The following is a 24,418-nucleotide window of genomic DNA, read 5'->3' on the forward strand; positions in this document are numbered from 1 at the left end:
GGCGCGAATGCCTGTTGCGGCGCGCCGCCGCCACGGGAAACCTGCGACCATGAGCATTCTCACCCGCGCGACGCCGCTCTGGCTTCTCTGTCTCTGTGCCGTGCTGGCCGCCGCCCTGGCCATGGGGCTGCGACAGAGCTTCGGCCTGTTCCTGGCGCCGATGACGCTGGACCAGGGCTGGACCGCCTCGGGCTTCGCCTTCGCCATCGCGTTGCAGGTGCTGGTGAACGGCGTCAGCCAGCCCATCTGCGGCCAGCTGGCCGACCGCTACGGCGCGCGGGTGGTGCTGATGGGCGGCGCGGTGCTGTATGGGCTGGGCATTCTGGGCATGGCGCTCAGCGGCGGGCTGTGGCTGTTCACCGCCTTCGCCGGGCTGGTGATGGGCGTCGCGGTCTCGGCCGCGGGCATGCCCATCATCAATTCCGCCCTGACGCGCCTGCTGCCGGAGGCGATGCGCGGCCGCGCGGTGGGGCTCGGCACCGCCGGTTCCTCCTTCGGGCAGTTCCTGGTGGTGCCGGCGGCGCAGCTGGGCATCCATCTGGCCGGCTGGCAGGGCGCGCTGTTCATGATGGCGGGTGCCGCGCTGCTGATGCTGCCGCTAGCCTTGCCGCTGAATGACCGAGTGGCGGTGCGGGCCGGGGCCGCGCATGAGGAAAGTGCGAGCGACGCGCTGCGCCGCGCCCTGTCCAGCCCCAGCTTCTGGTGCCTGTTCTGGGGCTTCTTCGTCTGCGGCGTGCATGTCAGCTTCCTGACCGTGCACCTGCCGGGCTTCGTGGCCTATTGCCACCTGCCTTCCTATGTCGGTGCCGGCGCCATCTCCCTGATCGGGCTGTTCAACGTGGTGGGCAGCCTGACGGCGGGCGAGCTCACCTCCCGCTGGAAGCGGCGGGAGCTGCTGGTGCTGATCTATGCCAGCCGGGGCGTGCTGATGGCGGTGTTCATGATGCTGGAAAAGACCACCCCCACCGTGCTGGCCTTCTCGGCCATCATGGGGGTGCTGTGGCTGTCCACCGTGCCGCCCACCGTGGCGCTCTGTGCGAGGAATTTCGGGGTGCGGTGGCTGGGCACCATCTTCGGCCTGGTCTTCATGGGCCACCAGATCGGCGGCTTCACTGGCGCCTTCCTGGGCGGGGTGATCTTCGACGCCACTGGCAGCTACGACCTGATGTGGATCATCTCCATCGCCGCCGCCGCCTTCGCGGCGCTGGTGCACCTGCCGGTGCGCGACCCCACCCCCGTGCCGCGCCCGGCCTGACGCCGATGCTGCGCCGGCTGCATGCCTTCTATCTGCGCCTGCCCCTGCCGGTGCAGCTGTTCCTGCCCGGCGTGCTGGGCGGCTTCGTCATCGCCACCCTGCTGGTGGGCGCGCTGCTGTGGAGCAATTTCGGCGGCATCGGGCAACTGATGCTGCGATCGCGCGAGCACCCCATCCCGGTGCTGCTGCTGTGGTTCTTCCTGGGGCTCAGTGCCTCCAGCGTGCAGATCGGCATCGCGGTGATGGGGATGAAGAAAGACGATTGAGGCGCTGCCCTGGAGATTAAGGTTGAGGGGGAAATGACTTTCCCCCTCGTCAAACGCGATGCGTTTGCCCCCCCATTACTTTCCATCAGTTTTGGGACAGCCCTGAGCCTGCGAAGGCTTCTCTGGTAAATTTATATAATAATATCAATAATATAAAACTATTCGCAGGGGCCTGGGGAGATCTTATCTCCCCAGCGGATGGGGTCTGGGGAAGGCGGCGCCTTCCCCAGCCTTCTACTTCTCCGCCAGGATCGCCGCCGCCATCTTCTCCGCCACCATCAGCGTCGGGAAGTTCGTATTCGCGCTCGGCACGAACGGAAACACCGAGGCATCGCACACCCTCAGCCCGGGCGTGCCGTGCACGCGGCCCGCGCTGTCGGTCACGGCCATCGGGTCGTCTTCGCGCCCCATGCGGCAGGTGCAGCTGACATGCCATTGCCCGGTGGCGTTGGCGCGCACGAAGGCTTCCAGCTTGTCCTCGTCGGCCAGCAGTGCCGCGATGGGCGGGGCCTCGGTGATGAAGGCATGGACGGCGGCGCGGTGCACGGCGCCCGGCAATTCCAGGATGGGCGCCAGCAGGCGCGTCATCACATCGTTCTTCAGGCCGCGCACCGCCACCTTGCGCACCGCCTCGTTGTACACGGCCGGAAAGGCATAGCGGATGGCCCCGCGCAGGGCGGGCATGGCGTGCCACAGCGCGATGCGGCGCAGCGCATCCATCAGGCGCTCCGCGTCCCGCGCATCCGACAGCAGGTTGAGGTTCACCTCCGGGTGCAGGGCGGGGTCTGCGCCCTGGATGCGCACGCTGCCCTGGCTATAGCTGCGGTTGACCCAGGCCTGGATCGCCCCCAGCCGCGCGCCCACCGCGTGCCAGGAGGGGCGCGCGATCGCCAGCGCGAACATGTCGCCCCCCGCCACGCCCGGCAGGCCGGAGGACCAGCGCACCCCGGCATGGATGTTGCGCTGGGTCAGCGCGCCGGGCATGCGGCTGGCGGCTGGCAGCAGGGCGGCCATGCCCATGGTCGGGTGTTCCTGCAGATTGCGCCCCACGCCCGGGCGGTGGTTGCGCAGGGCGATGCCATGGGGGGAGAAATCCTCCGGCGCGCCGATACCCTGGCTTTGCAGGAAGGCCGGTGAACGGATGGCGCCCATGGAGAGGATGATGTCCCGCCGCACCTCCAGCCGGCGGGTGTCGCCGTCGGGCGCGCGCAGGCGCACGGCGATGGCGCGGCCCTGCGCGTCGAAATCCAGCCCCAGCACCAGGTGGCGGGCCAGGATGGTCAGGTTGGACCGCGCGCGCACCGCCGCGGTCAGATAGCCCATGGCGGCCGAAACCCGATGGTCGGCCGCGGCATTGGCGGTGGTCAGGGCGAACCAGCCATCGCGGAAATCCCCGTTCTGGTCCGCCAGATAGGGCAGGCCCGAGGCCTGCCAGGTCGCGGCCGCCGCCTGGCTGTAGCCGGGCCAGGATTCGCGCGGGATGCGCCGCACCGGGATGGGCCCGCCGCCACCATGCAGCGGGGTCTCGCCGAAATCCAGGTCGGTCTCCAGCTTGCGGAAGAAGGGCAGAACCTCGGCCCAGCTCCAGCCCTCGGCCCCCTCACGCGACCAATCGTCGTAGTCGCTGGGCACACCCCGGTTGCCGAGCTGCCCGTTGATGGAACTGCCGCCACCCATCACCCGCGCCTGCTCATAGCTGCGGGGCTTGGGCGGGGGCTCGGGCCGGTTATGCGGGCGGTGCGGCAGCGTGACCTTCAGCCCGCGCCACAGGAAGTCCGGGTTGTAGACCGCATGGCCGTGATAGCTGAGGCGGATATCCGCCGGCACGGCCTCGGGCGGGGTGTCGGGCCCGGCCTCCACCAGGCAGACGCGGCGGGAGGGATCCTCCGACAGCCGGGCGGCCAGGACGGAGCCCGCGGAGCCACCCCCGCAGATCACATGGTCGAACAGGTTCTCGGACAAGCCGCGCTTCCTCGTTTTCTTGGGCGCGATCTTGGCATTCGTTTCTGCCCCGGGCCAAGCACGCAGTTGCGCGCTTGACAGCATCGCTGCCGCACACCTTCATAACATATTGAAAAACAACGATTATATGAAGGAATGCAAAGCTGTGCAGTCACTGAACCTATACATATGTAGGCCTGTTCAGCTGTTGGTGCTGGGCCTGCCCATCGCGGCCCTGGCGCAGGATGGCGCTGTGATGGCCGAACTGCCGGAGCTGGTGGTGGAATCCGCCCGCGCGGCCGCCACCCGCACCGGGCAGGACCCGTCCTCCGGCGCCTCCGTCACGCGCTTCGGGCGGGAGGAGATCACCGCCCTGCCCCAGGGCGAGGCCGCGACGCTGAACCAGGTGCTGCTGCACGCGCCGGGCGTGGTGCAGGAGGCCGCGGGCGACCTGCATGTGCGCGGCGACCACCGCAACCTGCAATACCGCATCGAGGGCATCGCCATCCCCGAGGGCATCAGCGGCTTCGGCGCGCTGCTGGAGGGGCGGTCGGTCTCCTCCGTCTCGCTGATCACCGGGGCCCTGCCGGCGCAATACGGGCAGCGCACGGCGGCCGTGGTGGATGTGCGCCTGCGCGACGGCGCGGTGGACCCGGGCGGCAGCGCGGGGATCTCGGGCGGCTCCAACAGCCTGATCCAGCCCGGGGGCAGCTATGGCGGCGCGCTGGGGGGGCTGCGCTATTTCCTCAGCGGCAGCCTGCTATTCAGCGATCGCGGCTTCGAGAACCCGACCGGCGGGGTGAATGCCCTGCACAACGCCACCCGGCAGGGGCGCGGGGTGGTCCAGCTTTCCTACCCCGTCACGGAGACGACGCGCGCCATCCTGGTGGCGGGCACGGTGCAGCAGCGCTTCCAGATCCCGAATGTCCCAGGGCAGCCCGCGGCCTATTCCGTGCTGGGGGACGCGCTGCTGGACAGCGCCACCCTGCGCGCCCGGCAATGGAACCGCAGCCAGTTCGCCATCGCGGGGCTGCGGCATGAGAGCGGGCCGTGGGAGGCGACGCTGGCGCTGTCCGCCCGGCAGACCTCCCTCAGCTATCTGCCGGATGTGCGCGGCGAATTGCTGGCCAGCGGCGTGGCGGCGCGGGTGCTGCGGGAAAACCTGTCGCTGGGGCTGCAGGGCGATGCGCAATACCGGCTGAACGCCGCCCACACGCTGCGCACCGGCTTTTCCGCCAGCCACGACATGACGCGCAACGCGACGGACAGCGCGGTGCTGCCGCTCTCGGGGCCCGACACGCCGTTTACCATCAGCGAGCGCGGGCGCATCGCCACCCGGCTGTTCGGGTTCTACGCGCTGGACGAATGGCGGCTGAGCGAGGCGCTGACCCTGAACCTGGGCGCACGCTTCGACGCGATGGACCAGCAGGTGAGCGCCTCGCAGCTGTCGCCCCGTGCCTCCCTGGTGTGGCAGGCGAGCGAGGCGACCAGTGTCTCGCTGGGCTATGCCCGCACCTTCACCCCCGCGCCGGCGGAGCTGCTGGCCCTGCCGGCCCTGTCCCGCTACGCCGGCACCACATTGGCACCCGAGGTGAACCGCAACGACCCGGTGCGGCCGGAGCGCGCGCATTACGTGAACCTCGGCCTGCGCCACCGGCTGAGCGAGGAGATCACGCTGGGGGTGGAGCTGTATCACCGCACGGTGCGGGACATGCAGGATCTGGGGCAGTTCGGCCGCGCCTATGTGTTCAGCCCCTATAACTACCAACGCGGGCGGGCCTATGGGGTGGAGCTGTCGGCCGGGTGGCGGCGGGGAGCGCTGTCGGCGCAGGCGAGCCTGGCGGTCTCACGCTCCGAGGGGCGGGGGCTGATGTCCAGCCAATATGTGTGGAGTGCCGCGGAGCTGGCGCAGGTGGCGCGGAAATACGTGCGCACGGACCATGACCAGCTGCTGACCGGCAGCGCGAGCACGAGCTGGCAGGGGTGGGAGGGCGGCACGCTGAACGCCAGCCTGCTGTATGGCAGCGGGATGCGGCGGGGCTTCGCCAACAGCCAGTCGGTGACGCCCTATGTGACGGTGAACCTGGGGGTGAGCCAACGCTTCAGCCTGCCGCGCGCGGGGGAATGGGTGGCGCGGGTGGATGTGATCAACCTGTTCGACCGGAACTATATGCTGCGGGATGGGACGGGGATTGGCGTGGGGGCGCCGCAATACGGGCTGCGGCGGGCGGTGCTGGCGGGGGTGAGCCGGGAGTTTTGAGGGGATGCCTACAGCTTCGCGGCCAGCTTCCGCGCCAGCACATAGCCCAGCAGCCCCGCCACCGGCCCCGCCGGCAGCACCAGCACCCAGCCGGCATGCGCCCCGTTGACCACCAGCCCCAGCCCAATGCCCAGCATCAGCCCGCCCACCAGGCTGCCCACCACACCGGCCGAAAGGCCCAGGACCAGGATCTCTTCGCGCGTCACCATGGCCCGCAACTGAACCGCCCGGCCCGGTTTGGCAAGCCGGTTTTGACAAAGCCGCCCCCCGCCCCTATACGCCCCCCATTCCTGGGAACGCGGCTGCACAAGCCTCGCGCCAATAAGCGCGCGAAACTGTGTGCGGCACGCCCGCCTGGTGGTGCTATACCACCGGGGCGGGACTACCGGGACAACCCGCGGTGGCACCGAGCCGGGCCATACCGCACGATGAAGAAGGATCGCCCCGCATCCCGGGGCGAGGCAGTCGTTCTATGACGAAGCGCGCAGAATCCAAGTACAAGATCAACCGCCGCCTTGGCGTGAACCTGTGGGGCCGTGCCAAGTCCCCGGTCAACAAGCGCGAGTATGGTCCCGGTCAGCACGGCCAGCGCCGCAAGAACAAGCCCACGGACTTCGGCGTGCAGCTGATGGCCAAGCAGAAGCTCAAGGGCTACTACGGCAACATCGGTGAGAAGCAGTTCCGCAAGTATTATGAGGAGGCCGTGCGCCGCAAGGGCGACACCTCCGAGAACCTGATCGAGCTGCTGGAGCGCCGCCTGGACAGCGTAGTGTACCGCATGAAGCTGGCCGTCACGCCCTTCGCCGCCCGCCAGTTCGTGAACCACGGCCATGTGCTGGTGAACGGCAAGCGCCTCAACATCTCCTCCTACATCGTGAAGGACGGGGACCTGATCGAGGTGAAGGAAAAGTCCAAGCAGCTGACCATGGTGCTGGACGCGGCCCAGAGCGGCGAGCGCGACGTGCCCGAATACATCGAGGTGGATCACCGCGCCATGCGCGGCAAGTTCCTCCGCGCCCCGAAGGTCAGCGACGTGCCCTACCCGGTGCAGATGGAACCCAACCTCGTGGTTGAGTTCTACTCGCGGTGAACGACAAGGTGGCGGGAGAGGATCTGGCTCCCGCTACCGTTCCGGCGGACACGCCGGAACCCGCGCCCATGCGCGCCGATACGCCGGATGGGGCGGCCCCCGCCCCTTCGGCTACCGCCCCCACAGCTATCGCCAGCGAGGCACACAGCCCCGCCCTGGCCCTTTCCCTGCTGACCGGCGCCGTCAAGGGCCTGACCGGGCAGGATGTCTCCCCCCGCGAATACGGCACCGAACTGCCCCGGCTGATCGCCCGCCTGCGTGAGGCCCCGCTGGAGGATGCGCTGGCCGAGCTGGTCGGCCGCCTCTCCATGCGCCTCGGCCATTCCACCCAGGCCCCCGCCGTCACCCGGCTGGGCATGAGCGACGAGGAACTGTTCGCGGAAATCGTGAACGGCTGCTTCCGCGCCCTGCTGGGCCGCGACGCCGGCGCGCAGGGCATCGAGTACTGGATGAAGGACCGCTTCCAGGATTTCCTGGTGCAGGGCCCCGACGAATTCCTGCTGAAATTCATGCCGATGATCGTCGGCAGCCAGGAATGGTACCAGCGCCACATGGCCACCGCCATGGACGCGGTGCGCGCCCAGCTGCTGCAGCCCCATTACGGCGGCGCGAACTCCCCGCTCATCATCAGCCTGGGCAGCACCGGCTACACCGCCGCCATGCTGAAGCGCTTCAGCATGCGCCGCTGGAGCGGGCCCTTCGACTGGCTCTCCGCCACGCCGGACATGGTGCGGGAGATCCTGAGCGAGGATTTCGCCCCGCTGCTGGCCCCGGAGGGCTGGGAGAGCATCAACGCCGCGGACCGCCCGGACGAGCGCTGGTACCGCAGCCGCAACCACGCGCTGGAGGTCCGCCACGGCGCCCCCTGCATCCTGCACAGCGCGGACATGACGACGGAAGACGGCCTGCAATACATGGCCCGCTGCGTGCAGCGCTTCCAGGACGCGATGCGCGGCGTGGGCAACAAGCTGGTGCTGCAGGTGATCCAGGAGGATGGCGAGGCCGAGCGCCATTTCCAGGAAACCGCGCTGCTGCTGAACGCCATGGGCCGGCACTTCCAGTACGTGCTGGTCAGCGTGCTGCCCGAGGATCAGGAAGCGCCCTTCCCGCAGATGGAACCTGTCCTGGCGGCAGGGCCCCACCGGATGATGCGCTTCCAGCCCATCTCCCGCATCCAGGCCGCGCAATCGGCGGACATGATGGATGAGGTGGTGCTGCTGCGCGCCGCCTTCGCCAGCGTGCGGATGCCCGCAACCTGACAGCACGCCGCCCGTTCTTCCGATGAGGAGAACGGATCATGGCAGTGAAGAAGACCCCGCCCGACGGCACCGAATCCAAGGGATTGCCGGATAACGGCCGGGAGCGCACGGAAACCGTGCTGGAACAGGGCCTGCCCGCGCATCTGCGGCGGCGCGGAACCGAAGGCCCCGCGCCACCGCGCGCGGCGCCGGTCAGTCCTCGTCCACGTAAGGGTTCTCGGTCCCCTTGAAGCTCAGCCGCACGGGCACGCCCGGCATGTCGAAGGCCTCGCGGAAGCTGTTCACCAGATAGCGCTGGTAATCCTGCGGGGTCTGCTCGGCGCGGGTGCCGAACACCACGATCGTGGGCGGCCGGGCCTTGGGCATGGTGGCGTAGCGCAGCTTCAACCGCTTGCCGGAGACCAGCGGCGGCTGATGGCGGGACAGCGCGTCCTCGAACCAGCGGTTCAGGGCGCCGGTGGGGATGCGGCGGTTCCACAGCTCCACCACCTTGCGCACGGCGGGCATCAGCTTGTCCACGCCGCGCCCGTTGGCGGCCGAGATCGGCACCACCGTCACACCCTTCATCTGCGCCAGAGAGGCCGTCAGCGTGTCGTCCAGCCGCTTGCGGGCGGCCGGGCGGTCCTCGATCGCGTCCCACTTGTTCAGCGCGATGACCAGCGCCCGGCCCTCGCGCTCCGCGAGGCGGGCGATGCGGATGTCCTGCTCCTCCATCCCCAGCTGTGCGTCGAGGACGAGGATGATCGCCTCCGCCTGCTTCAGCGCCTCGATGGAGGAATAGGTCGAGAGCTGCTCCAGCTTCTCATGGATGCGGGCCTTGCGGCGCAGGCCGGCGGTATCGACCAGCCGCACCGGGCCCTGGCCGTCGTTCCATTCCACCGGGATGGCGTCGCGCGTCAGCCCGGGCTCGGGGCCGGTGATCATGCGCTCCTCGCCCACCAGCGTGTTCAGCAGGGTGGATTTGCCGGCATTGGGCCGGCCCAGGATCGCCAGACGCAGAGGGCGGTTGGCGCGGTCGTCCTCGTCCTCCTGGTCATAGTCCCGGGCCTCGGGGTCGGGGGGCAGCGCCTCGGCCACGGCCTCATGCAGCTCGCCGAAGCCCTCGCCATGCTCAGCCGAGACCGGCAGCGGGTCGCCGAGGCCCAGCTCATAGGCCTCCATGGCGGAGGTGGCGCCGGCGCGGCCCTCGGCCTTGTTGGCCACCAGGATCACGGGCTTGTTCGCGCGGCGCAGGATGTCGGCGAAGGTCTTGTCCACCGGCGTCAGGCCGAAGCGGGCGTCGATCACCAGCAGCACCACATCGGCCATGTCCAGCGCCGTGTCGGTGCTTTGGCGCATGCGGCCGGGGATGGTCTCGGGGGGCGCTTCCTCCAGGCCCGCGGTGTCCATCAGGCGCACCTTGCGGCCGCCGATCTCGGTTTCCACCTCCCGCCGGTCGCGCGTGACGCCGGGCGTATCGTCCACGATGGCGATCCGGCGCCGGGCCAGGCGGTTGAACAGGGTGGATTTGCCGACATTGGGCCGGCCAAGAATGGCAACGAGCGGGAGCACGGGCGGAACCTCAGGCGCGGGGGGTGTGCGCCAAATATACAGGGAAGCGGCCGCTATTCGATGCTGGCGACCGGAAGGGATTCCGCCTGATAGCGCGGCGTGGGGCGCGGGGGAACCCATGGCCTGTCGCCGCGATGCGCGCGGTCGCTCAGAACCCGCACCCCGCCATCGGCCGTCAGCCACACGGCATGGGCGCCGTCGCGCCACACGGTGAAGCGGTCGATCACCCGGCTGCCCTCGCACTGGCCGCGCACGGGCTCGGGCGAGATGATCAGCGCGGCCTGGCCGCAAGGCGCCTCGGGCATCGCGGCCCGGGTGCGGCCGCGCTGGCCAGCGGACGGAGCGGCGGGCGGGCGCAGCAGGGCGATGCGGTCCGACAGGCGGCAGGAGGCACCATCGCAGGCCAGCCCCGGCGGGCCGCCGGCCACGGGCAGCGGGCGCGCGGCGTCCTCCGCCCAGCCGCGCAGCCAGGCATCGGCGGTGAAGCGCTGCGCGCCGGAGGCCCGCTGCACGAACACCTCGCCCCCCGCGCGCAGGGCGATCAGCCGCCCATCGGCGGACACCAGCGCATCGGGCGTGGGGCTCACCATGCCCGCCAGCAGCCCGCAGGCCAGCATGGGCAGGGCCAGCGCCCGCAGCCAGCCACGCCACAGCGCCAGCCAGCACAGGCCGAGCGCCACCAGGGCGGCGCCCCAGGCCGGCAAGGGCTCTGAGGCCAGGGTCGCGCCAGGCCAGGCGGCGACGGCCTGCGCGATGCCCAGCACCGCCTGCACGCCCCAGCCCATGACGGTCAGCGGCAGGGCCTCCAGCCCCAGGGGCATGGCCAGCACGGCGGCGAGCCCCGCCGGCATCACCAGGAAGGTGGTCAGCGGCACCGCGACCATGTTCGCCGCCACCCCATACAATTGCAGCCGCCCGAAATACGCCAGGCCAAAGGGCATGGTCGCCAGCCCCGCGATCAGGGATGTGGCGGCCAGCCCCGCCAGCACCAGCAGCGGCCGGCGCCACCAGCGCGGGTTCTCGGGCACGCTCAGATGCGGGCGCAGCGCCTCATGGGCGGCCACCAGGGCCAGCACGGCGGCGAAGCTCATCTGGAAGGAAGGGCCGAGGATCGCGGCCGGGTCGATCAGCAGCACGATCAGCGCGGCGATGGCGACACCGCGCAGGGTGATCGCGCGCCGCCCCGCCAGCAGCGCGGCCGTGACGAGGGCCGCCATGGCGAAGCTGCGCAGCATCGGGATCTGGTTGCCCGACAGCACCAGATAGAAGCCCCCCGCCGCCAGCGCCCCCAGCGCCGCGGGCAGCTTCACATCCAGCCGCAGCGCCAGCCAGGGGCACAGCGCCAGCCCGCCCCGCAGCAGCGCATAGACCAGCCCCACCACGATGGTCATGTGCAGACCGGAGACGGAGAGCAGATGCGCGAGGCCGCTGTCGCGCATCGCGGCCATCTCGGCGGGCGGGATGACGGATTGGCCGCCAGTGATCAGCGCGGCGGCGACAGCCCCGGGCGCGCCCGGCAGCACGGCGGCGATGCGGCTTTCCATCGCGCGGCGGGTGGCGGCCAGGGCGGGCGCCCTGCCCTCCCCCGGCAGCAAGCTGGCATGGCCGAGCGCATAGCCGGAGGCCCCGAGCCCCGAGAACCAGGCGGCGCGCTGGAAATCCCAGGCGCCCGGATGGGTGGGGGCGGAGGGCGCGCGCAGCATGGCGCGCAGCGCGATGCGCTGGCCGGGCACGGGATGTAGCGGGTCATCCGCCTTCAGCCGCACGCGCACCAGCCGCCCGGCGGGTTCGGCCAGCCCCGGCCAGACGGCGCCCGACAGGGTGATCCGCAGCCCGTCGGGCAGGGCCTCGACAGCGGCGATCGTCCCCTCGGCCCGCACGGCGTTGCGGGGCAGTTCCAGGGCGGCGGGCATGCGGGCGCTGTGCAGCGCGGCCAACCCCAGCCCCAGCCAGGCGGCGCCCAGCAGCCCCAGCAGCCAGGCCAGGGCCGGCCGGCGCGGCGCGGCCCAGACGGCGACACCCAACGGCGCGAAAGCCCCGAGCCCCAGCCACAGCGGCGGCTCCACCGGCGAGGCGAAATAGGCGAGCACCCCGGCGCCGAGCGCCACCGGCAGCCACAGCAGCCAGCGCCCGTGCTGGGCGCCCAGCATGGCCCGGAACAGGACGGCCCAATGGACGAACAGCGGCGCGCCGCGCCCGGCGGCGAGGCCGGCCGGAGCGAGATCGGACCCGGGTGATGCAACCCAAGCGTGCGCCATCTCGATTCTTTCGCGCGAATCCGAGTCAAGTCACAAGCCTCGAGTCATCTCTTTCCGCAAACGGAATGTTAACGAGTCGTCCACAGATTTCTCGCGATCCCGGCCCGCCTCCACCCCCACCCCACGATGCGGTATGCGAAGCCGCGGCCAGCCACTACAATTGGTGGTTGAATCGCCCGCTGCCCCTCACGGCCCGCCTGCCGGAAAAACGCGCCCCAGACACGAGAGGAACCCTCTGGACGAAGCGCGCGCGGCGGCGGATATCGGCCCCATGACCGTCCGCACCCGTTTCGCGCCCTCCCCCACCGGCTTCCTGCATGTGGGGGGCGCCCGCACCGCCTATTTCAACGCCCTCTACGCGCGCCGGAACGGGGGCGAATACCTGCTGCGCATCGAGGACACCGACAAGTCCCGTTCCACCCAGGCCGCGGTGGACCAGATCAAGGAAAGCCTGGCCTGGCTCGGCCTGTCGCCCGACCGCGAACCCATCCTGCAATCGACGCGGGAGGCCCGGCACGCCGAGGTCGCGCACGAGCTGCTGGCCAAGGGTGCCGCCTATCGCGCCTATGAGACGGCCGAGGAGCTGGACGCCATGCGCGCCGCCGCGATGGCCGAGAAGCGCCCCCCCCGCTACAACGGCTTCTGGCGCGACCGCGCGCCCGGCCCCGAGCAGGAGGGCAAGCCCTACGCCATCCGCATCAAGGCCCCGCGTGAGGGCACGATGGTCGTGGAGGACCTGGTGCAGGGCCGCGTGGAGGTGAAGAACGAGGAGCTGGATGACCTGATCATCCTGCGCTCGGACGGCACGCCCACCTATCTGCACGCGGTGGTGGTGGACGACCACGACATGGAGATCACCCATGTCATCCGTGGCGACGACCACCTGACCAACACCTTCCGCCAGTGCCTGGTGTTCGACGCCATGGGCTGGGAGCGGCCGCGCTTCGCCCATATCCCGCTGATCCATGGCGCGGATGGCGCCAAGCTCTCCAAGCGCCACGGCGCCGTCAGCGTGCTGGAATGGCGCGACCAGGGCATTCTGCCCGAGGCCGCGCTGAACGCGCTGCTGCGCCTGGGCTGGGGCCATGGCGACGAGGAAATCGTCCCCCGCGAGCGCGCGGAGCAGATCTTCGACCTGTCCGATGTGGGCCGGGGCGCCTCGCGCATGGACTACGCCAAGCTCATGCACATCAACGGCGTCTATATCCGCCAGGCGGACCCCGCGCGGCTGGCCGCCGATGTCAGCGCCCGGCTGGGTGCCGATGAGACCGCACAGGCCCGCATCCTGGCCCTGATGCCCGCCATGCAGGAACGCGCCAAGACCGTGCTGGAACTGGCGGAGGGCGCGAAATTCGCCCTCGGCCACGGCGCGCCGGCGCCCGACGCCAAGGCGCAGGGCCAGCTGAACGAGGAAGGCCGCGCGCGCCTGGCCCGCCTGGCCGAGGCGCTGGCCGGCGGCGACTGGTCCCGCGCCGGGCTGGAGCCCCGCATCAAGGCCTTCGCCGAGGCGGAGGGCGTGAAGCTCGGCGCCGTGGCGCAGCCGCTGCGGGCCGCGCTGACCGGCACGCTGGTCTCCCCGCCCATCGACGCCGTGCTGGCCGCGCTGGGCGAGGACGAGGCGCTGTTCCGCATCCGCGCCGCCGCCGGGTAAGGATTGGTCAACCGCCACCCGGCTACGCCTGCCCAGGCCCTTGGGGCCCGGCCGAGGCATGGGTGAGGTGGCATGAAGATACTTCTGGTGGAGCCTGGCCGTCTGGCGCAGCGCCTGGTCCGCGCCATGCTAGAGGCCGCGGGCCATACCGTGGTGGCGGAGGGGCATGGCCTGCATGCGCTGGACACCCTGCGCGCCGATGCCTCCGTCGACGTTCTGCTGACCAGCTTCGAGCTGCCGGGCATGCCGGGGATGGAACTGTGCTGGCATGCCCGCCTGCTCTCCCGCTCCGGCCGGCCGCCGCTCTATCTCATCGCCATGTCCTCCAGCCTCGACGATGCCCATGTCGCGGAGGCGCTGGACGCCGGCGCCGATGACTTCGTGTTCAAACCGCCCTCCGTCATCGAGCTGACGGCGCGCCTGCGCGCGGCCGAACGCCTGCTCCATGCCCAGCGCGCGCTGATCGAACAGGCGACGACCGATGCCATGACCGGCCTGCCCAACCGCCGGCAGCTGCTGGAGAATGCCCGGCGCATGCCCGGCGCCGCGCTGGCGCTGCTGGACATCGACCATTTCAAGGCGGTGAACGACACCCATGGCCATGAGGCCGGGGACGCGGTGCTGGTGGCGGTCGCCAGGCTGCTGCTGCATCAGCCTTGCTTCGCCGCCCGGCTGGGGGGTGAGGAATTCGCCCTGCTGCTGCCCGGCCCCGACCAGGCCGAGCCCCGGATGGAGCAGCTGCGCCAGGACATCGCGGCCCTGCGCGTGCCCCTGCGTTCGGGGACGGAGCTGGCGGTCACCGTCAGCATCGGCATCGCCCCGCCCCGTTACGATGCCGGCATGGACCAGCTGCTGCGGGAGGCGGATCTGGCGCTTTACGCCGCCAAGCGCGCGGGACGCGACCGTGTCGTCCTCGCGGAGCCGTCGATGGAACCGGCGGAGCAGCCCCAGGCGCGCCATGTCAGGTCCGGCTCGCGGCAGGCGGAGCCGATCATGTAACCTTCGGGCGGCGCCGGGCGAAGAACCGGTGTCACAGAGGGGCTCCGCCATGCATCCCAACCTGCCCATTGCCGGACGCTGCGCCCAGCGCCTGGCCCATGCCGTCTCCTGGCTCGCGGCCGGGTGGATCGCGTGGGAGTTCTTCTACTACGAACAGTTCAAGCTGAACGGCGCCGAGGGCTCCGTGCAGGGGGTGTTCCAGCCGCTGGCCGACTGGCTGTTCCTGCCGGCCTTCGAGCCGCAGGTCCGCTGGACCGTGGCCCTGCTGGAGATCGCGGCGGCCACCCTGGTGCTGAACCAGCCCACCCGCCTGTTCGGCGCGGTCATGACCATGGGGCTGATGGGCGGGGCCATCTTCCTGCACACGCTGGGGCCGATCGGAATCGACCCCTACAATGACGGCGCCATGCTGTTCAAGGAAGCCTGCTTCACCTTCCTGGTCGCGGCCTTCCTGGCGTGGCTGCACCGCCAGGAACTGCCCGTGCTGGCCTTCCGGCAATGGCGGCGCGCATGAGCGCACCGCTCAAGCCCCCCAGCCGGGACGCCCGGCTGGATGCCATCCGCGGTTGGCTGCAGCTGTCCATCTTCGCCTCCCACATGGGGGGCAGCATCACGGGCGGCTGGTTGATCCATGCGGCCTGGGGCGTGTCCGACAGTTCCGAGCAGTTCGTCTTCCTGTCTGGCTTCGGGCTGGGGTCGGTGTTCCTGTACAAGCAGGCGCGGCAGGGTTTCCTGGCCGCCTGCCGGGACATGGCCGGGCGCTTCGGCAAGCTGTGGCGCATGCACATGCTGGTGTTCCTGGGCTTCGGCGTGATGGTCACGGGGGCCGCCGCCCTGCTGGGCACGCCGGGCTGGAGCTATGCCATGGCCCACCCGGTGCTGGCCGCGATCGGCGGCACGCTGCTGCTGTACCAGCCGCCCTTCATGGGCATCCTGCCCATGTTCCTGCTGGGGATGGCGGCGCTGGTGCCCTTTCTGTGGCTGGTCGGGCGCTGGGGCGCCTGGGCACTGCTGGTGCCGGCCATCCTGTATGCCGCGGCCCAGGTGCTGCCCGCGGAATGGCCCGCGCTGGGCGGCACCCATATCGCCTTCAGCCCGGCAGGCTGGGTGCCGCTGTTCCTGCTGGGCGCCTGGTTCGGCCGCCGCGTGCTGTTCACCGGCCGCGCCGTGCGCCCCACCCCCTGGCTGATCGCCGGCGCGCTGGGCGTGGTGGCGCTGGGGCTGGCGGCCAAGCTGACCGGCACCCTGCCCGCCTGGCTGGACGGCAAGGAGCAGCTGGCCCCGCTGCGCGCCCTGCACGCGCTCAGCCTGGCCTATCTGGTCGCGGCGCTGGTGCCGCGCGACGCCGCCTGGGCCCGCACGCCTCTGGCCGGGGCGCTGGGCCGCATCGGGCGCAACAGCCTGCATGTGTTCAGCCTGGGGCTGTTCCTGTCCTGGACGGGCACCGTGGCGCTGGCCCGCCACCCGGCGCTGGAGCTGCTGCTGATCCCCGGCGGCGCGCTGATCCTCTGGGCTTTCGCCCGCCATCTCGAGAACCGCCGCATCGCCGCTAGCGCCGGCACCGGCAGCGCCCATATGCTGGCGGCAGGAAAAGGGCCTTCCGCATGAACATCATCCGCCGCAAGGGCTGGGCGCTGCCCGACAGCGCCGCCACATCGCAGGCATTCGTCCTGAACCGCCGCGCGCTGATGGGCGCCCCCGCCCTGCTGGCGGCCACGCCGGCGCTGGCCCAGCAAGGCGCCATCCCCGCCCTGCCGGAGCATCAGCGCAACCCGGCCTATCCGGGCGGGCGCGCCATCACCGCCGAGCGCGAGGCCACCAACTACAACAATTTCTATGAATTCGGCACCTACAAGGGCATCGCGCGGGACGCCCAGCGCATGCCCCGCCGCCCTTGGCGGCTGAAGGTGGAAGGGCTGGTCGAGAACCCGCGCGAATTCGACATCGATGACCTGATCCGGATGATGCCGATCGAGGAGCGCGTGCTGCGCCTGCGCTGTGTCGAGGCCTGGGCGATGACCGTGCCCTGGTCCGGCTTCGCGCTGAAGGCGCTGCTGGATGTGGTGAAGCCCATGGCGAGCGCGAAATACCTCGCCTTCCAGACCGCCGCCCTACCCGCCGTCATGCCCGGCCTGCGCCAGAGCTGGTACCCCTGGCCCCACCAGGAGGCCTGCACCATCCAGGAGGCCGGCAACGAGTTGGCCTTCATGGCGGTCGGCATGTACGGCAACCCGCTGCCGGCCCAGAACGGCGCCCCGGTGCGGGTTCTGTTCCCGTGGAAATACGGCTTCAAATCAGGCAAGTCCCTGGTGCGGATCACCTTCCAGGAGGAACGCCCGGCCACCTTCTGGGGCACCATCCAGCCCCAGGAATACGGGTTCTGGGCCAATGTGAACCCCGAAGTGCCCCATCCGCGCTGGAGCCAGGCCACCGAACGCCTGATCGGTAGCGGCGAGCGCGTGCCGACCCAGATCTGGAACGGCTATGGCGAGCAGGTGGCCGCGATGTACCAGGGGCTGGGGAGCGAGCGGCTGTTCACCTGAGGCGCCGGGGGGCAGGCACTCAGGGGCTCCGCCCCCGACACCCCCGCCAGGACCGTGCTCGGTCCTGGACCTAGATCAGTTTGGCGCTGATCCTGGGAAGGTATCTGCCATTGATTTTTATAATGAAAATGGCGCCTCTGATGGGTTCCAAGGGCCTTTCGGCCTTTGGCGGGGAGCCGAGGGGCAGAGCCCCTCGGTCTTTTGCACCCTTGGGGGCAGAGCCCCTCGGTGCGGGTTCGGGGGCGAAGCCCCTGAAAAAGACCGCCCGCCTCAATCCCTCGCCTTTCCGGCGATGAAGAAGGTCGCCTGGGAGATCACCCCGGCGACCGTGAGCACCACCGCGGCGGCCAGGGCGGGGTTGCCGCCCACCCCCGCCAGGGCCGCGCACAGCGCGCCGATCGCCATCTGCGTGCAGCCATAGAGGCCCGAGGAGGAGCCCGCCATGGTGGGGTTCACCGCCATTGCCTCCGACAGTGCCATGGGTGAGGCGATGCCCGCGCCGAAGCTGACCAGCATCATCGGCAGCACGGTGCCGGGCACGCTCAGGCCGCCCGTCAGCACCACCCCCAGGAACACCACGGCGCCCAGGCAGGTGATGAGGTTGCTGCCCACCATCAGCAGCCGCGGCTGCACCCGCCCGGCCAGCCGGCTGGTCGCCAGGCTGCCGAACCAGGTGCCCAGGAAGTTGATGGCCAGATACACCCCCACCTCCTGCGTCGGGCGGCCAAGCTGCTCAATGTAGATGAAGGGCGCCGCGCTGACGAAGGCGTACATGGAGGTGGAGGCGAAGCCGCCGCCGAAGACATAGGCCAGGAAGCGCACCGAGCGCAGCATCCGCCCGTAATTGCGCAGGATGGTCCAGCCGGTCTGGCCGGTGTTGAGCGGCACGGCCGGCAGGCGCCGGATCACCAGCCACAGGTTCAGCACGCCGAGCCCGGCCAGCGCCACGAAGATCGCCCGCCAGCCCGCGACATCCGCGATGGCCGCCCCCAGCATGGGCGACAGGCCGGGCCCGGCCATCACCATCAGGTTCAGCAGGGACAGCCGCCGCGCCGCCTCATACCCCGAACTGCCGTCGCGGATGATGGCGCGGCCCAGCACCAGCCCGGCGCCGCCGCCCAGCGCCTCGAAGAAGCGCACGACGATCAGCATCTCGATCGAGACCGAGGAGAGCGCCACCATGCTGGACAGCGCGTAGATCACCATGCCGAGGATCAGCACCGGCCGGCGGCCATAGCGGTCCGAGATCGGGCCATAGGCGATCTGCGCCACCGCCAGCCCGATGACATAGGCGCTGAGCGTCATCTGCGCGGCGCCGGCGCTGGCCCCGAAATGCCGGGCGACCAGCGGCAGGGTCGGCACGAAGATGTGCATGGCCAGCGTGCCGGTCAGGGTGATCAGCGCCAGGAACCACAGCGGCGGTGGCCTGGTCATGCCGTCAGCTCCGCCAGCCGGCCGGAAAGGCGGGCGAAACGCATGAGTTGATCTGTCACGCCACAAAGGTGGCATGGCATGCAAACGGGTGCAAACAGGGCTTCGCCCCGCTGGCGCCCGTTATCCGAGCGCCAGGGTCATGCCCTGTCAGCCCGCCACCACCGCCCCATCCCTGAGCGTGACCACCCGGTCCATCCGCGCCGCCAGTTCCGGGTTATGGGTGGCGATCAGCGCCGCCAGCCCTTCCGCCCGGGTCTGGGCCAGAAGTTCGTCGAACACCCGCCCGCTGGTGCCCACATCCAGGTTGCCGGTGGGTTCGTCCGCCAGCAGCAGGCGCGGCTTGTTGGCCAGGGCGCGGGCGATGGCCACGCGCTGCTGCTCGCCGCCCGACAGCTTGCCCGGGCGGTGTTCGGCGCGGCTCGCCAGGCCGAAGCGCGCCAACAGGTCCTGCGCGCGGGCCTCCGCCACGCGGCGGGCGATGCCCGCGGCCATCTGCGGCAGCACCACATTCTCCAGCGCCGTGAATTCCGGCAGCAGGTGGTGGAACTGATAGACGAAGCCGATGGTCTCGCGGCGCAGCCGGGTGCGGGTGTCGTCGTTCTGGGTGCCGGCGGGGGTGCCGTGGATGTACACCTCCCCCGCGTCAGGGCGTTCCAGCAGCCCGGCCACATGCAGCAGGGTGGATTTGCCGGTGCCCGAGGGTGCGACCAGCGCCACGATCTCACCCGGGTGCAGGGTGAGGTTGGCGTTGTCCAGCACGGTCAGGGTTGCGGCCTCGGTGGCGTAGCGGCGGGCGACGCCGCGCAGTTCCAGGACGGGGCTATTCATTGCGCAGCATCACCACGGGGTCGGTGCGGGCGGCCCGCCAGCTGGGATAGAGGGTGGCGAGCAGCGAGGTGACGAGGCCCATGCCCACGGCCTGCACCACATCCATCGGGTCCACCACCGCCGGCAGCTGCGCCAGGAAATACACCTCCGGGCTGAACAGCTCCGTCCCCGACAGGGATTGGATGAACTGGCGGATGCTCTCGATATTGGCGCAGAACACCATGCCCAGGGCGAAGCCGATCAGCGTGCCGAGAATGCCCACCGAGGCACCGGCGAGCAGGAAGATGCGCATGATCGCCCCCTGCGTGGCACCCACCGTGCGCAGGATGGCGATGTCCCGCCCCTTGTCCTTCACCAGCATGATCAGGCTGCTGATGATGTTGAAGGCGGCGACGATGATGATCAGCGTCAGGATCAGGAACATCACGTTGCGCTGCACCTGCACCGCGCCGAAGAAGCTGCTGTTCAGGCTCTGCCAGTCCAGGATGCGGAAGTTCTGCGCGCCCAGCGCCTCGCGGATGGCCCGCGTGGTGGCCGCGACCCGGCTGGGGTCGGAGACGAAGACCTCCACCTGGCTGACGGTGCCGGGCATCTGGAAATAGGTCTGGGCCGAGGCGAGGGGCAGGAAGACGAAGGTGCTGTCGTATTCGTGCATCCCGATCTCGAACAGCGCCACCACGCGATAGGCGCGCAGGCGCGGCACGGTGCCCAGCACGGTGGCACGGCCCTGGGGCGAGACCAGGGTGATGCGGTCGCCCACGGTCAGCCCCATGCGGTTGGCCAGCCGGGTGCCGATGACGATGGTGTCGTCGCCGCCGAAATCGGCCAGCCGCCCCGCGCGGATATTGCTGGCGACCAGGGCGCGCGCCCGCAGATCCTCGGGCGAGATCCCGCGCGCGAGGCCGCCGCCGGCCCCGCCGCGGTCACTGGTCAGCAGCACCTGGCCCTCGATGATGGGGGCGGCCTGCACCACGCCGGGCACGGCGCGGATGCGCGCCGTCAGCGCATCATAGTCGGGCAGCGGGCCGCCCTGGATGCTGTGCACGCCCAGATGCCCGTTCAGGCCCAGGATGCGCGTCAGCAATTCCTGCCGGAAGCCGTTCATCACCGACATGACGATGATGAGGGTGGCCACCCCGAGCGCGATACCCACCAGCGAGAAGATGGCGATGACGGAGACGAACCGCTCGCCCTTCCTGGCGCGCAGGTAGCGGAAAGCCACCATGCGCTCGAAGGCGCCGAACATGCGTTATCCCTTGATCTTGGCCAGAGCGTCCTCGAGGGAAAGCTCGAACCGCTCGCCGGTTGCGCGGCGCTTCAGTTCCACCTTGCCGGCGGCCGCCCCGCGCGGGCCGATGATGGCCTGCCAGGGCATGCCCATCAGGTCCGCATCGGCGAATTTGGCGCCCGGGCGCTCGTCGCGGTCATCCAGCAGCGCCTGGTCGGGCAGCGCGGCATACAACTGGCCGCACAGCGCGTCGGTGCCGGCGTCGCCGGGCTTCAGGTTCAGGATCGAAACCTTCCAGGGGGCCACGGAATCCGGCCAGATGATGCCGTTGTCGTCATGGCTCGCCTCGATCAGCGCACCCAGCAGGCGGGAGACGCCGATGCCGTAGCTGCCCATCTCCGGGTGCACGGGCTTGCCGTCCGGCCCCGGCACCGACAGGCCCATGGAGGCGCTGTACTTGGTGCCGAAATAGAAGATGTGCCCCACCTCGATGCCGCGGGCGGAGACGCGCTCGCCCTCCGGGATCGCGTTCCAGGCGGCCTCGTCGTGCATCTCGTCGGTCGCGGCGTAGCGGCTGGTCCAGCGATCGGTGATGGGCGTCAGGTCGCCGTCGAAATCCGGCAACTCGGCCAGCGGGTCGAAGTTCAGGAAATCCCGGTGCAGATAGACCTGGCTCTCGCCCGTCTCGGCCAGGATGATGAATTCATGGGACAGGTTGCCGCCGATGGGGCCGGTGTCGGCCGCCATCGGGATGGCCTTCAGCCCCATCCGCGCGAAGGTGCGCAAATAGGCCACGAACATCTGGCGGTAGGAATGCTGGGCGGCTTCCTGCGTCAGGTCGAAGGAGTAGCCGTCCTTCATCAGGAATTCGCGGCCGCGCATCACGCCGAAGCGCGGGCGCACCTCGTCACGGAACTTCCACTGGATGTGGTACAGGTTGCGCGGCAGGTCGCGGTAGCTGCGGGCATAGCTCTTGAAGATGTCGGTGACCATTTCCTCGTTGGTCGGGCCGTACAGCATCTCACGGTCATGCCGGTCGGTAATGCGCAGCATCTCCTTGCCGTAATCGTCATAGCGGCCGGACTGGCGCCACAGATCGGCGGACTGGATGGTGGGCATCAGGATTTCCTGCGCCCCGGCGCGGTCCTGCTCCTCGCGCACGATCTGGCCCACATTGCGCAGCACGCGCAGGCCGGCCGGCAGCCAGGCATAGATGCCGGCGGAGGTCTGGCGGACCAGACCCGCGCGCAGCATCAGCCGGTGCGAGACGATCTGCGCCTCGGCGGGGGTTTCTTTCAGCGTGGGCAGGAAGGCGCGGGACAGGCGCAAGGCAGTGGCTCCGGTAATCTTCGGGCGCAAACTAGAGCATCGCCCGGGCGGGCGAAATCACCCGAAGGGCAAAGAAGGCGGCGGAAATCCGTGCCTGGGGGCGATTCCCCCGCCGGGGCGCCCGGAAACAGGAACAGTGTTGCGATTTGGAGGGGGTGGATGACCCCGAAATCGCTGCGTCGCAATAGATTGCTGCGCCGCAACAGCCCTTCACGAAACTTTTTAACAGGATCTGGCCAATGAAGATGCGGAAATTGCTTCCACATTGATCAGCCCTGGGCTAAAAAAAAGGCCGCCCCAGAGAGGGCGGCCAAGTTTAGGGAGGAAACGCCAGTCACACGGCAGAAAGAGGACCAACCTCTCTCTGACGAAGAGATTGGCAAAGGCTGCCGAGGCTCTCAACGCCAAACGGTGGCTTGATCAGGTGAAAAAGAGGGCGAAACGCCCCGACCTGCTTCAAGTGTAAGCGGACCATGCCTCCAGACGGCTGGTCCGCTATTTTTTTGTGCAGTGGTTTTGATCTGCCTCAAGGCTTGCAGTCGGATTCATGCGGTTTTTTACCCAAACGGGTGATGCGCGCCCTCAATCCCCCTGGATCGCGAAGATGCCCTCGCGGAATCCAAACCATTCCAGCTGCATCGCGCCATAGAAGGCCAGCCACAGCACCGCCGTGATGGCGGTGGTGATCAGCGCCTTACGGCCCAGCCGCACTTCACGCGGGGCGCCGCGCCAGCCGCCGGTGGTGTCCTGGCCGGATTCGTCCGGCCGCACCCCCAGCGGCAGCACGGCGAACAGCACCGTCCACCACATGATGAAAAACAGGACGAATCCGGTAAACCAGTTCATCGGTCAGACCCTGAGCAGATGCACCTCGACATTGGGGCGCTTCTTCAGCCGCCGCCCCACCGCCTTGCGCAGCGCGGCGCGCACCGCCTCACGCAGGGCATCGTCCTCGCCACGCAGGCTGTCGGGCAGGTCCCGCACCAGCCGGGCCAACTCCCCGGACAGCTGCGCGGTTTCCTCGCCATCGGCCTCATACAGGCCGGGGGCCGAGACCTGGGGCTGGCCCAGCACCTTGCCCGCGCGGTCGACCGCCAGGCTGGCGACCACCACGCCATTGTACAGCATGCGCTTGCGCGCACCGAGCACACCGCCTTCCAGCGGCAGCAGCCGGGGCCCATCGACGGCCAGCCGCCCCACCGGGGCGCTGCCCGCCACATCGGCGCGGCCGGGCGCCAGGCGCAGCACGTCGCCATCCTCGACCAGGATGGCATCCGCGCCGGCGTCCTCGGCCACCCCCGCGTGCTCCGACAGGTGGCGCCATTCGCCATGGGTCGGCACCGCGTATTTCGGCTTCACCAGGGCATACAGGCGCTGCAGCTCGGCCTTGGAGGGATGGCCCGAGCAATGCACCTTGACGCCACCGGGGGCATCGTCGGGGGTGATCACCTCGCAGCCGGCGCGGGTCAGCTCGTCCTGCATGCGCTGCACGGCGCGCTCATTGCCCGGGATCATGCGGGCCGAGAAGATCACCGTATCGCCTTCGCCCAGCGTGACGTTGGGGTGGTTGTCGGCGGCGATCTTGGCCATGGCGCTGCGTTCCTCGCCCTGGCTGCCGGTGCAGATCAGCAGCAGCTCGCGGTCCGCCAGGTACTGCGCCTCCTCCTCGGAGATGAAATCATGCACCTGGGAGAGGTAGCCGCATTCCCGGGCCGAGGTCACGGCATTGCGCAGCGAACGCCCGAACAGCGCCACCTTGCGCCCCGCGGCCTGGGCGGCCAGCGCGATGCTTTCCACCCGCGCGACATTGGTGGCGAAGCAGGTGACGGCGACGCGGCCCTTGCAGGCGGCGATCACCTTGGCCAGCCCCTCGCGCACATCGGCCTCGCTGCCGGCGGGCTTTTCCTCGAACACGTTGGTGCTGTCGCAGATCATCGCCAGCACCCCCTCCTCGCCGACCTTGGCGAAGCCCGCCTCATCGGTGGGCGGGCCCACCATCGGCCGGGGGTCCATCTTCCAGTCGCCCGTGTGCACCACCGTGCCATAGGGCGTGCGCAGCACCAGGGCCTGCGCCTCGGGGATGGAGTGGCTGACGTGCAGGAACTGGCACTCAAAGGGCGCGATCGAGAAGCTGCCGCCGGGCTGGACGGTGTTCAGCTCCACATCATGGCCGAGCCCGACCTCCCCCAGCTTGCGCCGCAGGACGGAGATGACGAAGGGCGTGCCCCAGATCGGGCAGCCGAGCGAACGCCACAGATGCGCGACCGCGCCGATATGGTCCTCATGCGCATGGGTGATGACCATGCCCACCAGCTTCTTCCGGCGCTCCACCAGCCAGGCGGGGTCGGGCACCATCACATCCACCTCGGGGTTGTCGTTGCCCCCGAAGCCGAGCCCGCAATCGACCGCCAGATAGGCCCCGTTGCAGCGGTACACATTGAGGTTCATCCCAATCTCGCCGGTGCCGCCGAGAGGGATGAAAGCGAGATCGTGATTTGCGTCCGTCATCTAGTCCTGTCCGTAAGC

General features: G+C 69.8%; 20 protein-coding genes. 10 read left to right on the forward strand and 10 right to left on the reverse strand.

The window, feature by feature from the left end:
* Window positions 1-49: 49 nt before the first annotated feature.
* Entirely contained in the window at window positions 50-1,255 is a 1,206-nt protein-coding gene (locus GT007_RS07585) for an MFS transporter (RefSeq protein WP_160120999.1), read from the forward strand.
* Window positions 1,256-1,260: 5 nt separating this feature from the next.
* On the forward strand, window positions 1,261-1,521 hold the full coding sequence (locus GT007_RS07590) for a hypothetical protein (protein WP_160121000.1): 261 nt from the start codon (window positions 1,261-1,263) through the stop codon (window positions 1,519-1,521).
* A gap of 234 nt (window positions 1,522-1,755) precedes the next feature.
* Here the strand turns inward: GT007_RS07590 and GT007_RS07595 are convergent, their stop codons facing one another.
* A complete protein-coding gene (locus GT007_RS07595; protein WP_201451828.1) occupies window positions 1,756-3,483 on the reverse strand; it encodes a GMC family oxidoreductase in 1,728 nt (575 codons plus the stop codon).
* A 190-nt stretch (window positions 3,484-3,673) separates the two neighbouring features.
* On the opposite strand from GT007_RS07595, the gene GT007_RS07600 reads away from it, so the two are divergent.
* Window positions 3,674-5,722 (forward strand): TonB-dependent receptor, encoded by a 2,049-nt coding sequence (locus GT007_RS07600; protein WP_160121001.1) that lies wholly within the window; start codon window positions 3,674-3,676, stop codon window positions 5,720-5,722.
* 8 nt (window positions 5,723-5,730) lie between these two features.
* Here the strand turns inward: GT007_RS07600 and GT007_RS07605 are convergent, their stop codons facing one another.
* On the reverse strand, window positions 5,731-5,931 hold the full coding sequence (locus GT007_RS07605; protein ID WP_160121002.1) for a hypothetical protein: 201 nt from the start codon (window positions 5,929-5,931) through the stop codon (window positions 5,731-5,733).
* Between the two features lie 263 nt (window positions 5,932-6,194).
* Here GT007_RS07605 and rpsD point away from each other — a divergent pair, with 263 nt between their 5' ends.
* Together rpsD and GT007_RS07615 are read left to right on the forward strand one after the other, a co-directional pair.
* On the forward strand, window positions 6,195-6,812 hold the full coding sequence (gene rpsD / locus GT007_RS07610; protein WP_160121003.1) for a 30S ribosomal protein S4: 618 nt from the start codon (window positions 6,195-6,197) through the stop codon (window positions 6,810-6,812).
* A complete protein-coding gene (locus GT007_RS07615; RefSeq protein ID WP_160121004.1) occupies window positions 6,809-8,071 on the forward strand; it encodes a DUF1796 family putative cysteine peptidase in 1,263 nt (420 codons plus the stop codon). Before rpsD ends, GT007_RS07615 begins: the two co-directional genes overlap by 4 nt.
* A 192-nt stretch (window positions 8,072-8,263) precedes the next feature.
* On the opposite strand, the gene der is transcribed toward GT007_RS07615, so the two are convergent.
* The gene (der, locus tag GT007_RS07620; protein ID WP_236571549.1) at window positions 8,264-9,622 is read right to left on the reverse strand and encodes a ribosome biogenesis GTPase Der; all 1,359 of its coding nucleotides are present in this window, start codon (window positions 9,620-9,622) and stop codon (window positions 8,264-8,266) included.
* Between the two features lie 53 nt (window positions 9,623-9,675).
* Window positions 9,676-11,880: a ComEC/Rec2 family competence protein gene (locus tag GT007_RS07625; protein ID WP_160121006.1), complete on the reverse strand. Its 2,205-nt coding sequence runs from the start codon at window positions 11,878-11,880 to the stop codon at window positions 9,676-9,678.
* Window positions 11,881-12,151: 271 nt separating this feature from the next.
* Here GT007_RS07625 and gltX point away from each other — a divergent pair, with 271 nt between their 5' ends.
* The 5 genes from gltX to msrP all read left to right on the forward strand — a co-directional run bounded on the left by gltX (window position 12,152) and on the right by msrP (window position 17,073).
* The gene (gene gltX, locus GT007_RS07630) at window positions 12,152-13,531 is read left to right on the forward strand and encodes a glutamate--tRNA ligase (protein WP_160121007.1); all 1,380 of its coding nucleotides are present in this window, start codon (window positions 12,152-12,154) and stop codon (window positions 13,529-13,531) included.
* Between the two features lie 72 nt (window positions 13,532-13,603).
* Window positions 13,604-14,530 carry a GGDEF domain-containing protein gene (locus GT007_RS07635; protein ID WP_160121008.1) on the forward strand — a complete coding sequence of 309 codons (927 nt, stop codon included), beginning with the start codon at window positions 13,604-13,606 and terminating at the stop codon, window positions 14,528-14,530.
* A gap of 49 nt (window positions 14,531-14,579) precedes the next feature.
* On the forward strand, window positions 14,580-15,044 hold the full coding sequence (locus GT007_RS07640; RefSeq protein ID WP_160121009.1) for a hypothetical protein: 465 nt from the start codon (window positions 14,580-14,582) through the stop codon (window positions 15,042-15,044).
* Window positions 15,041-16,138 carry an OpgC domain-containing protein gene (gene opgC / locus GT007_RS07645; protein ID WP_160121010.1) on the forward strand — a complete coding sequence of 366 codons (1,098 nt, stop codon included), beginning with the start codon at window positions 15,041-15,043 and terminating at the stop codon, window positions 16,136-16,138. The genes GT007_RS07640 and opgC overlap by 4 nt, the downstream gene beginning before the upstream one ends.
* A complete protein-coding gene (gene msrP, locus GT007_RS07650) occupies window positions 16,135-17,073 on the forward strand; it encodes a protein-methionine-sulfoxide reductase catalytic subunit MsrP (RefSeq protein ID WP_160121011.1) in 939 nt (312 codons plus the stop codon). Before opgC ends, msrP begins: the two co-directional genes overlap by 4 nt.
* Window positions 17,074-17,343: 270 nt before the next feature.
* Here msrP and GT007_RS07655 read toward each other — a convergent pair whose 3' ends face one another.
* The 6 genes from GT007_RS07655 to GT007_RS07680 all read right to left on the reverse strand — a co-directional run bounded on the left by GT007_RS07655 (window position 17,344) and on the right by GT007_RS07680 (window position 24,400).
* Complete coding sequence (locus GT007_RS07655) at window positions 17,344-18,507, reverse strand: multidrug effflux MFS transporter (RefSeq protein ID WP_160121012.1); 1,164 nt, start codon at window positions 18,505-18,507, stop codon at window positions 17,344-17,346.
* Window positions 18,508-18,654: 147 nt separating this feature from the next.
* Complete coding sequence (locus GT007_RS07660; protein ID WP_160121013.1) at window positions 18,655-19,335, reverse strand: ABC transporter ATP-binding protein; 681 nt, start codon at window positions 19,333-19,335, stop codon at window positions 18,655-18,657.
* The gene (locus GT007_RS07665) at window positions 19,328-20,581 is read right to left on the reverse strand and encodes a lipoprotein-releasing ABC transporter permease subunit (RefSeq protein ID WP_160121014.1); all 1,254 of its coding nucleotides are present in this window, start codon (window positions 20,579-20,581) and stop codon (window positions 19,328-19,330) included. Before GT007_RS07665 ends, GT007_RS07660 begins: the two co-directional genes overlap by 8 nt.
* A gap of 3 nt (window positions 20,582-20,584) precedes the next feature.
* Window positions 20,585-21,892, reverse strand: coding sequence for a proline--tRNA ligase (proS, locus tag GT007_RS07670; RefSeq protein WP_160121015.1), 1,308 nt, complete (start codon window positions 21,890-21,892; stop codon window positions 20,585-20,587).
* A gap of 582 nt (window positions 21,893-22,474) precedes the next feature.
* Window positions 22,475-22,738 (reverse strand): DUF1467 family protein, encoded by a 264-nt coding sequence (locus GT007_RS07675; RefSeq protein WP_160121016.1) that lies wholly within the window; start codon window positions 22,736-22,738, stop codon window positions 22,475-22,477.
* 3 nt (window positions 22,739-22,741) lie between these two features.
* Window positions 22,742-24,400, reverse strand: coding sequence for a ribonuclease J (locus GT007_RS07680; protein WP_160121017.1), 1,659 nt, complete (start codon window positions 24,398-24,400; stop codon window positions 22,742-22,744).
* Window positions 24,401-24,418: the final 18 nt, after the last annotated feature.

The sequence above is a fragment of the Rhodovarius lipocyclicus genome (genome assembly GCF_009900765.1).
In the GTDB taxonomy this organism is placed as follows: domain Bacteria; phylum Pseudomonadota; class Alphaproteobacteria; order Acetobacterales; family Acetobacteraceae; genus Rhodovarius; species Rhodovarius lipocyclicus.

Bases quoted from the DNA above. Each gene is read 5' to 3' on its own strand.
- GT007_RS07585 (WP_160120999.1), top strand. From the start codon at position 50: ATGAGCATTCTCACCCGCGCGACGCCGCTCTGGCTTCTCTGTCTCTGT.
- GT007_RS07590 (WP_160121000.1), top strand. From the start codon at position 1,261: ATGCTGCGCCGGCTGCATGCCTTCTATCTGCGCCTGCCCCTGCCGGTG.
- GT007_RS07605 (WP_160121002.1), bottom strand. From the start codon at position 5,931: ATGGTGACGCGCGAAGAGATCCTGGTCCTGGGCCTTTCGGCCGGTGTG.
- rpsD (WP_160121003.1), top strand. From the start codon at position 6,195: ATGACGAAGCGCGCAGAATCCAAGTACAAGATCAACCGCCGCCTTGGC.
- GT007_RS07625 (WP_160121006.1), bottom strand. From the start codon at position 11,880: ATGGCGCACGCTTGGGTTGCATCACCCGGGTCCGATCTCGCTCCGGCC.
- gltX (WP_160121007.1), top strand. From the start codon at position 12,152: ATGACCGTCCGCACCCGTTTCGCGCCCTCCCCCACCGGCTTCCTGCAT.
- GT007_RS07635 (WP_160121008.1), top strand. From the start codon at position 13,604: ATGAAGATACTTCTGGTGGAGCCTGGCCGTCTGGCGCAGCGCCTGGTC.
- GT007_RS07640 (WP_160121009.1), top strand. From the start codon at position 14,580: ATGCATCCCAACCTGCCCATTGCCGGACGCTGCGCCCAGCGCCTGGCC.
- opgC (WP_160121010.1), top strand. From the start codon at position 15,041: ATGAGCGCACCGCTCAAGCCCCCCAGCCGGGACGCCCGGCTGGATGCC.
- msrP (WP_160121011.1), top strand. From the start codon at position 16,135: ATGAACATCATCCGCCGCAAGGGCTGGGCGCTGCCCGACAGCGCCGCC.
- GT007_RS07655 (WP_160121012.1), bottom strand. From the start codon at position 18,507: ATGACCAGGCCACCGCCGCTGTGGTTCCTGGCGCTGATCACCCTGACC.
- GT007_RS07660 (WP_160121013.1), bottom strand. From the start codon at position 19,335: ATGAATAGCCCCGTCCTGGAACTGCGCGGCGTCGCCCGCCGCTACGCC.
- GT007_RS07665 (WP_160121014.1), bottom strand. From the start codon at position 20,581: ATGTTCGGCGCCTTCGAGCGCATGGTGGCTTTCCGCTACCTGCGCGCC.
- GT007_RS07675 (WP_160121016.1), bottom strand. From the start codon at position 22,738: ATGAACTGGTTTACCGGATTCGTCCTGTTTTTCATCATGTGGTGGACG.
- GT007_RS07680 (WP_160121017.1), bottom strand. From the start codon at position 24,400: ATGACGGACGCAAATCACGATCTCGCTTTCATCCCTCTCGGCGGCACC.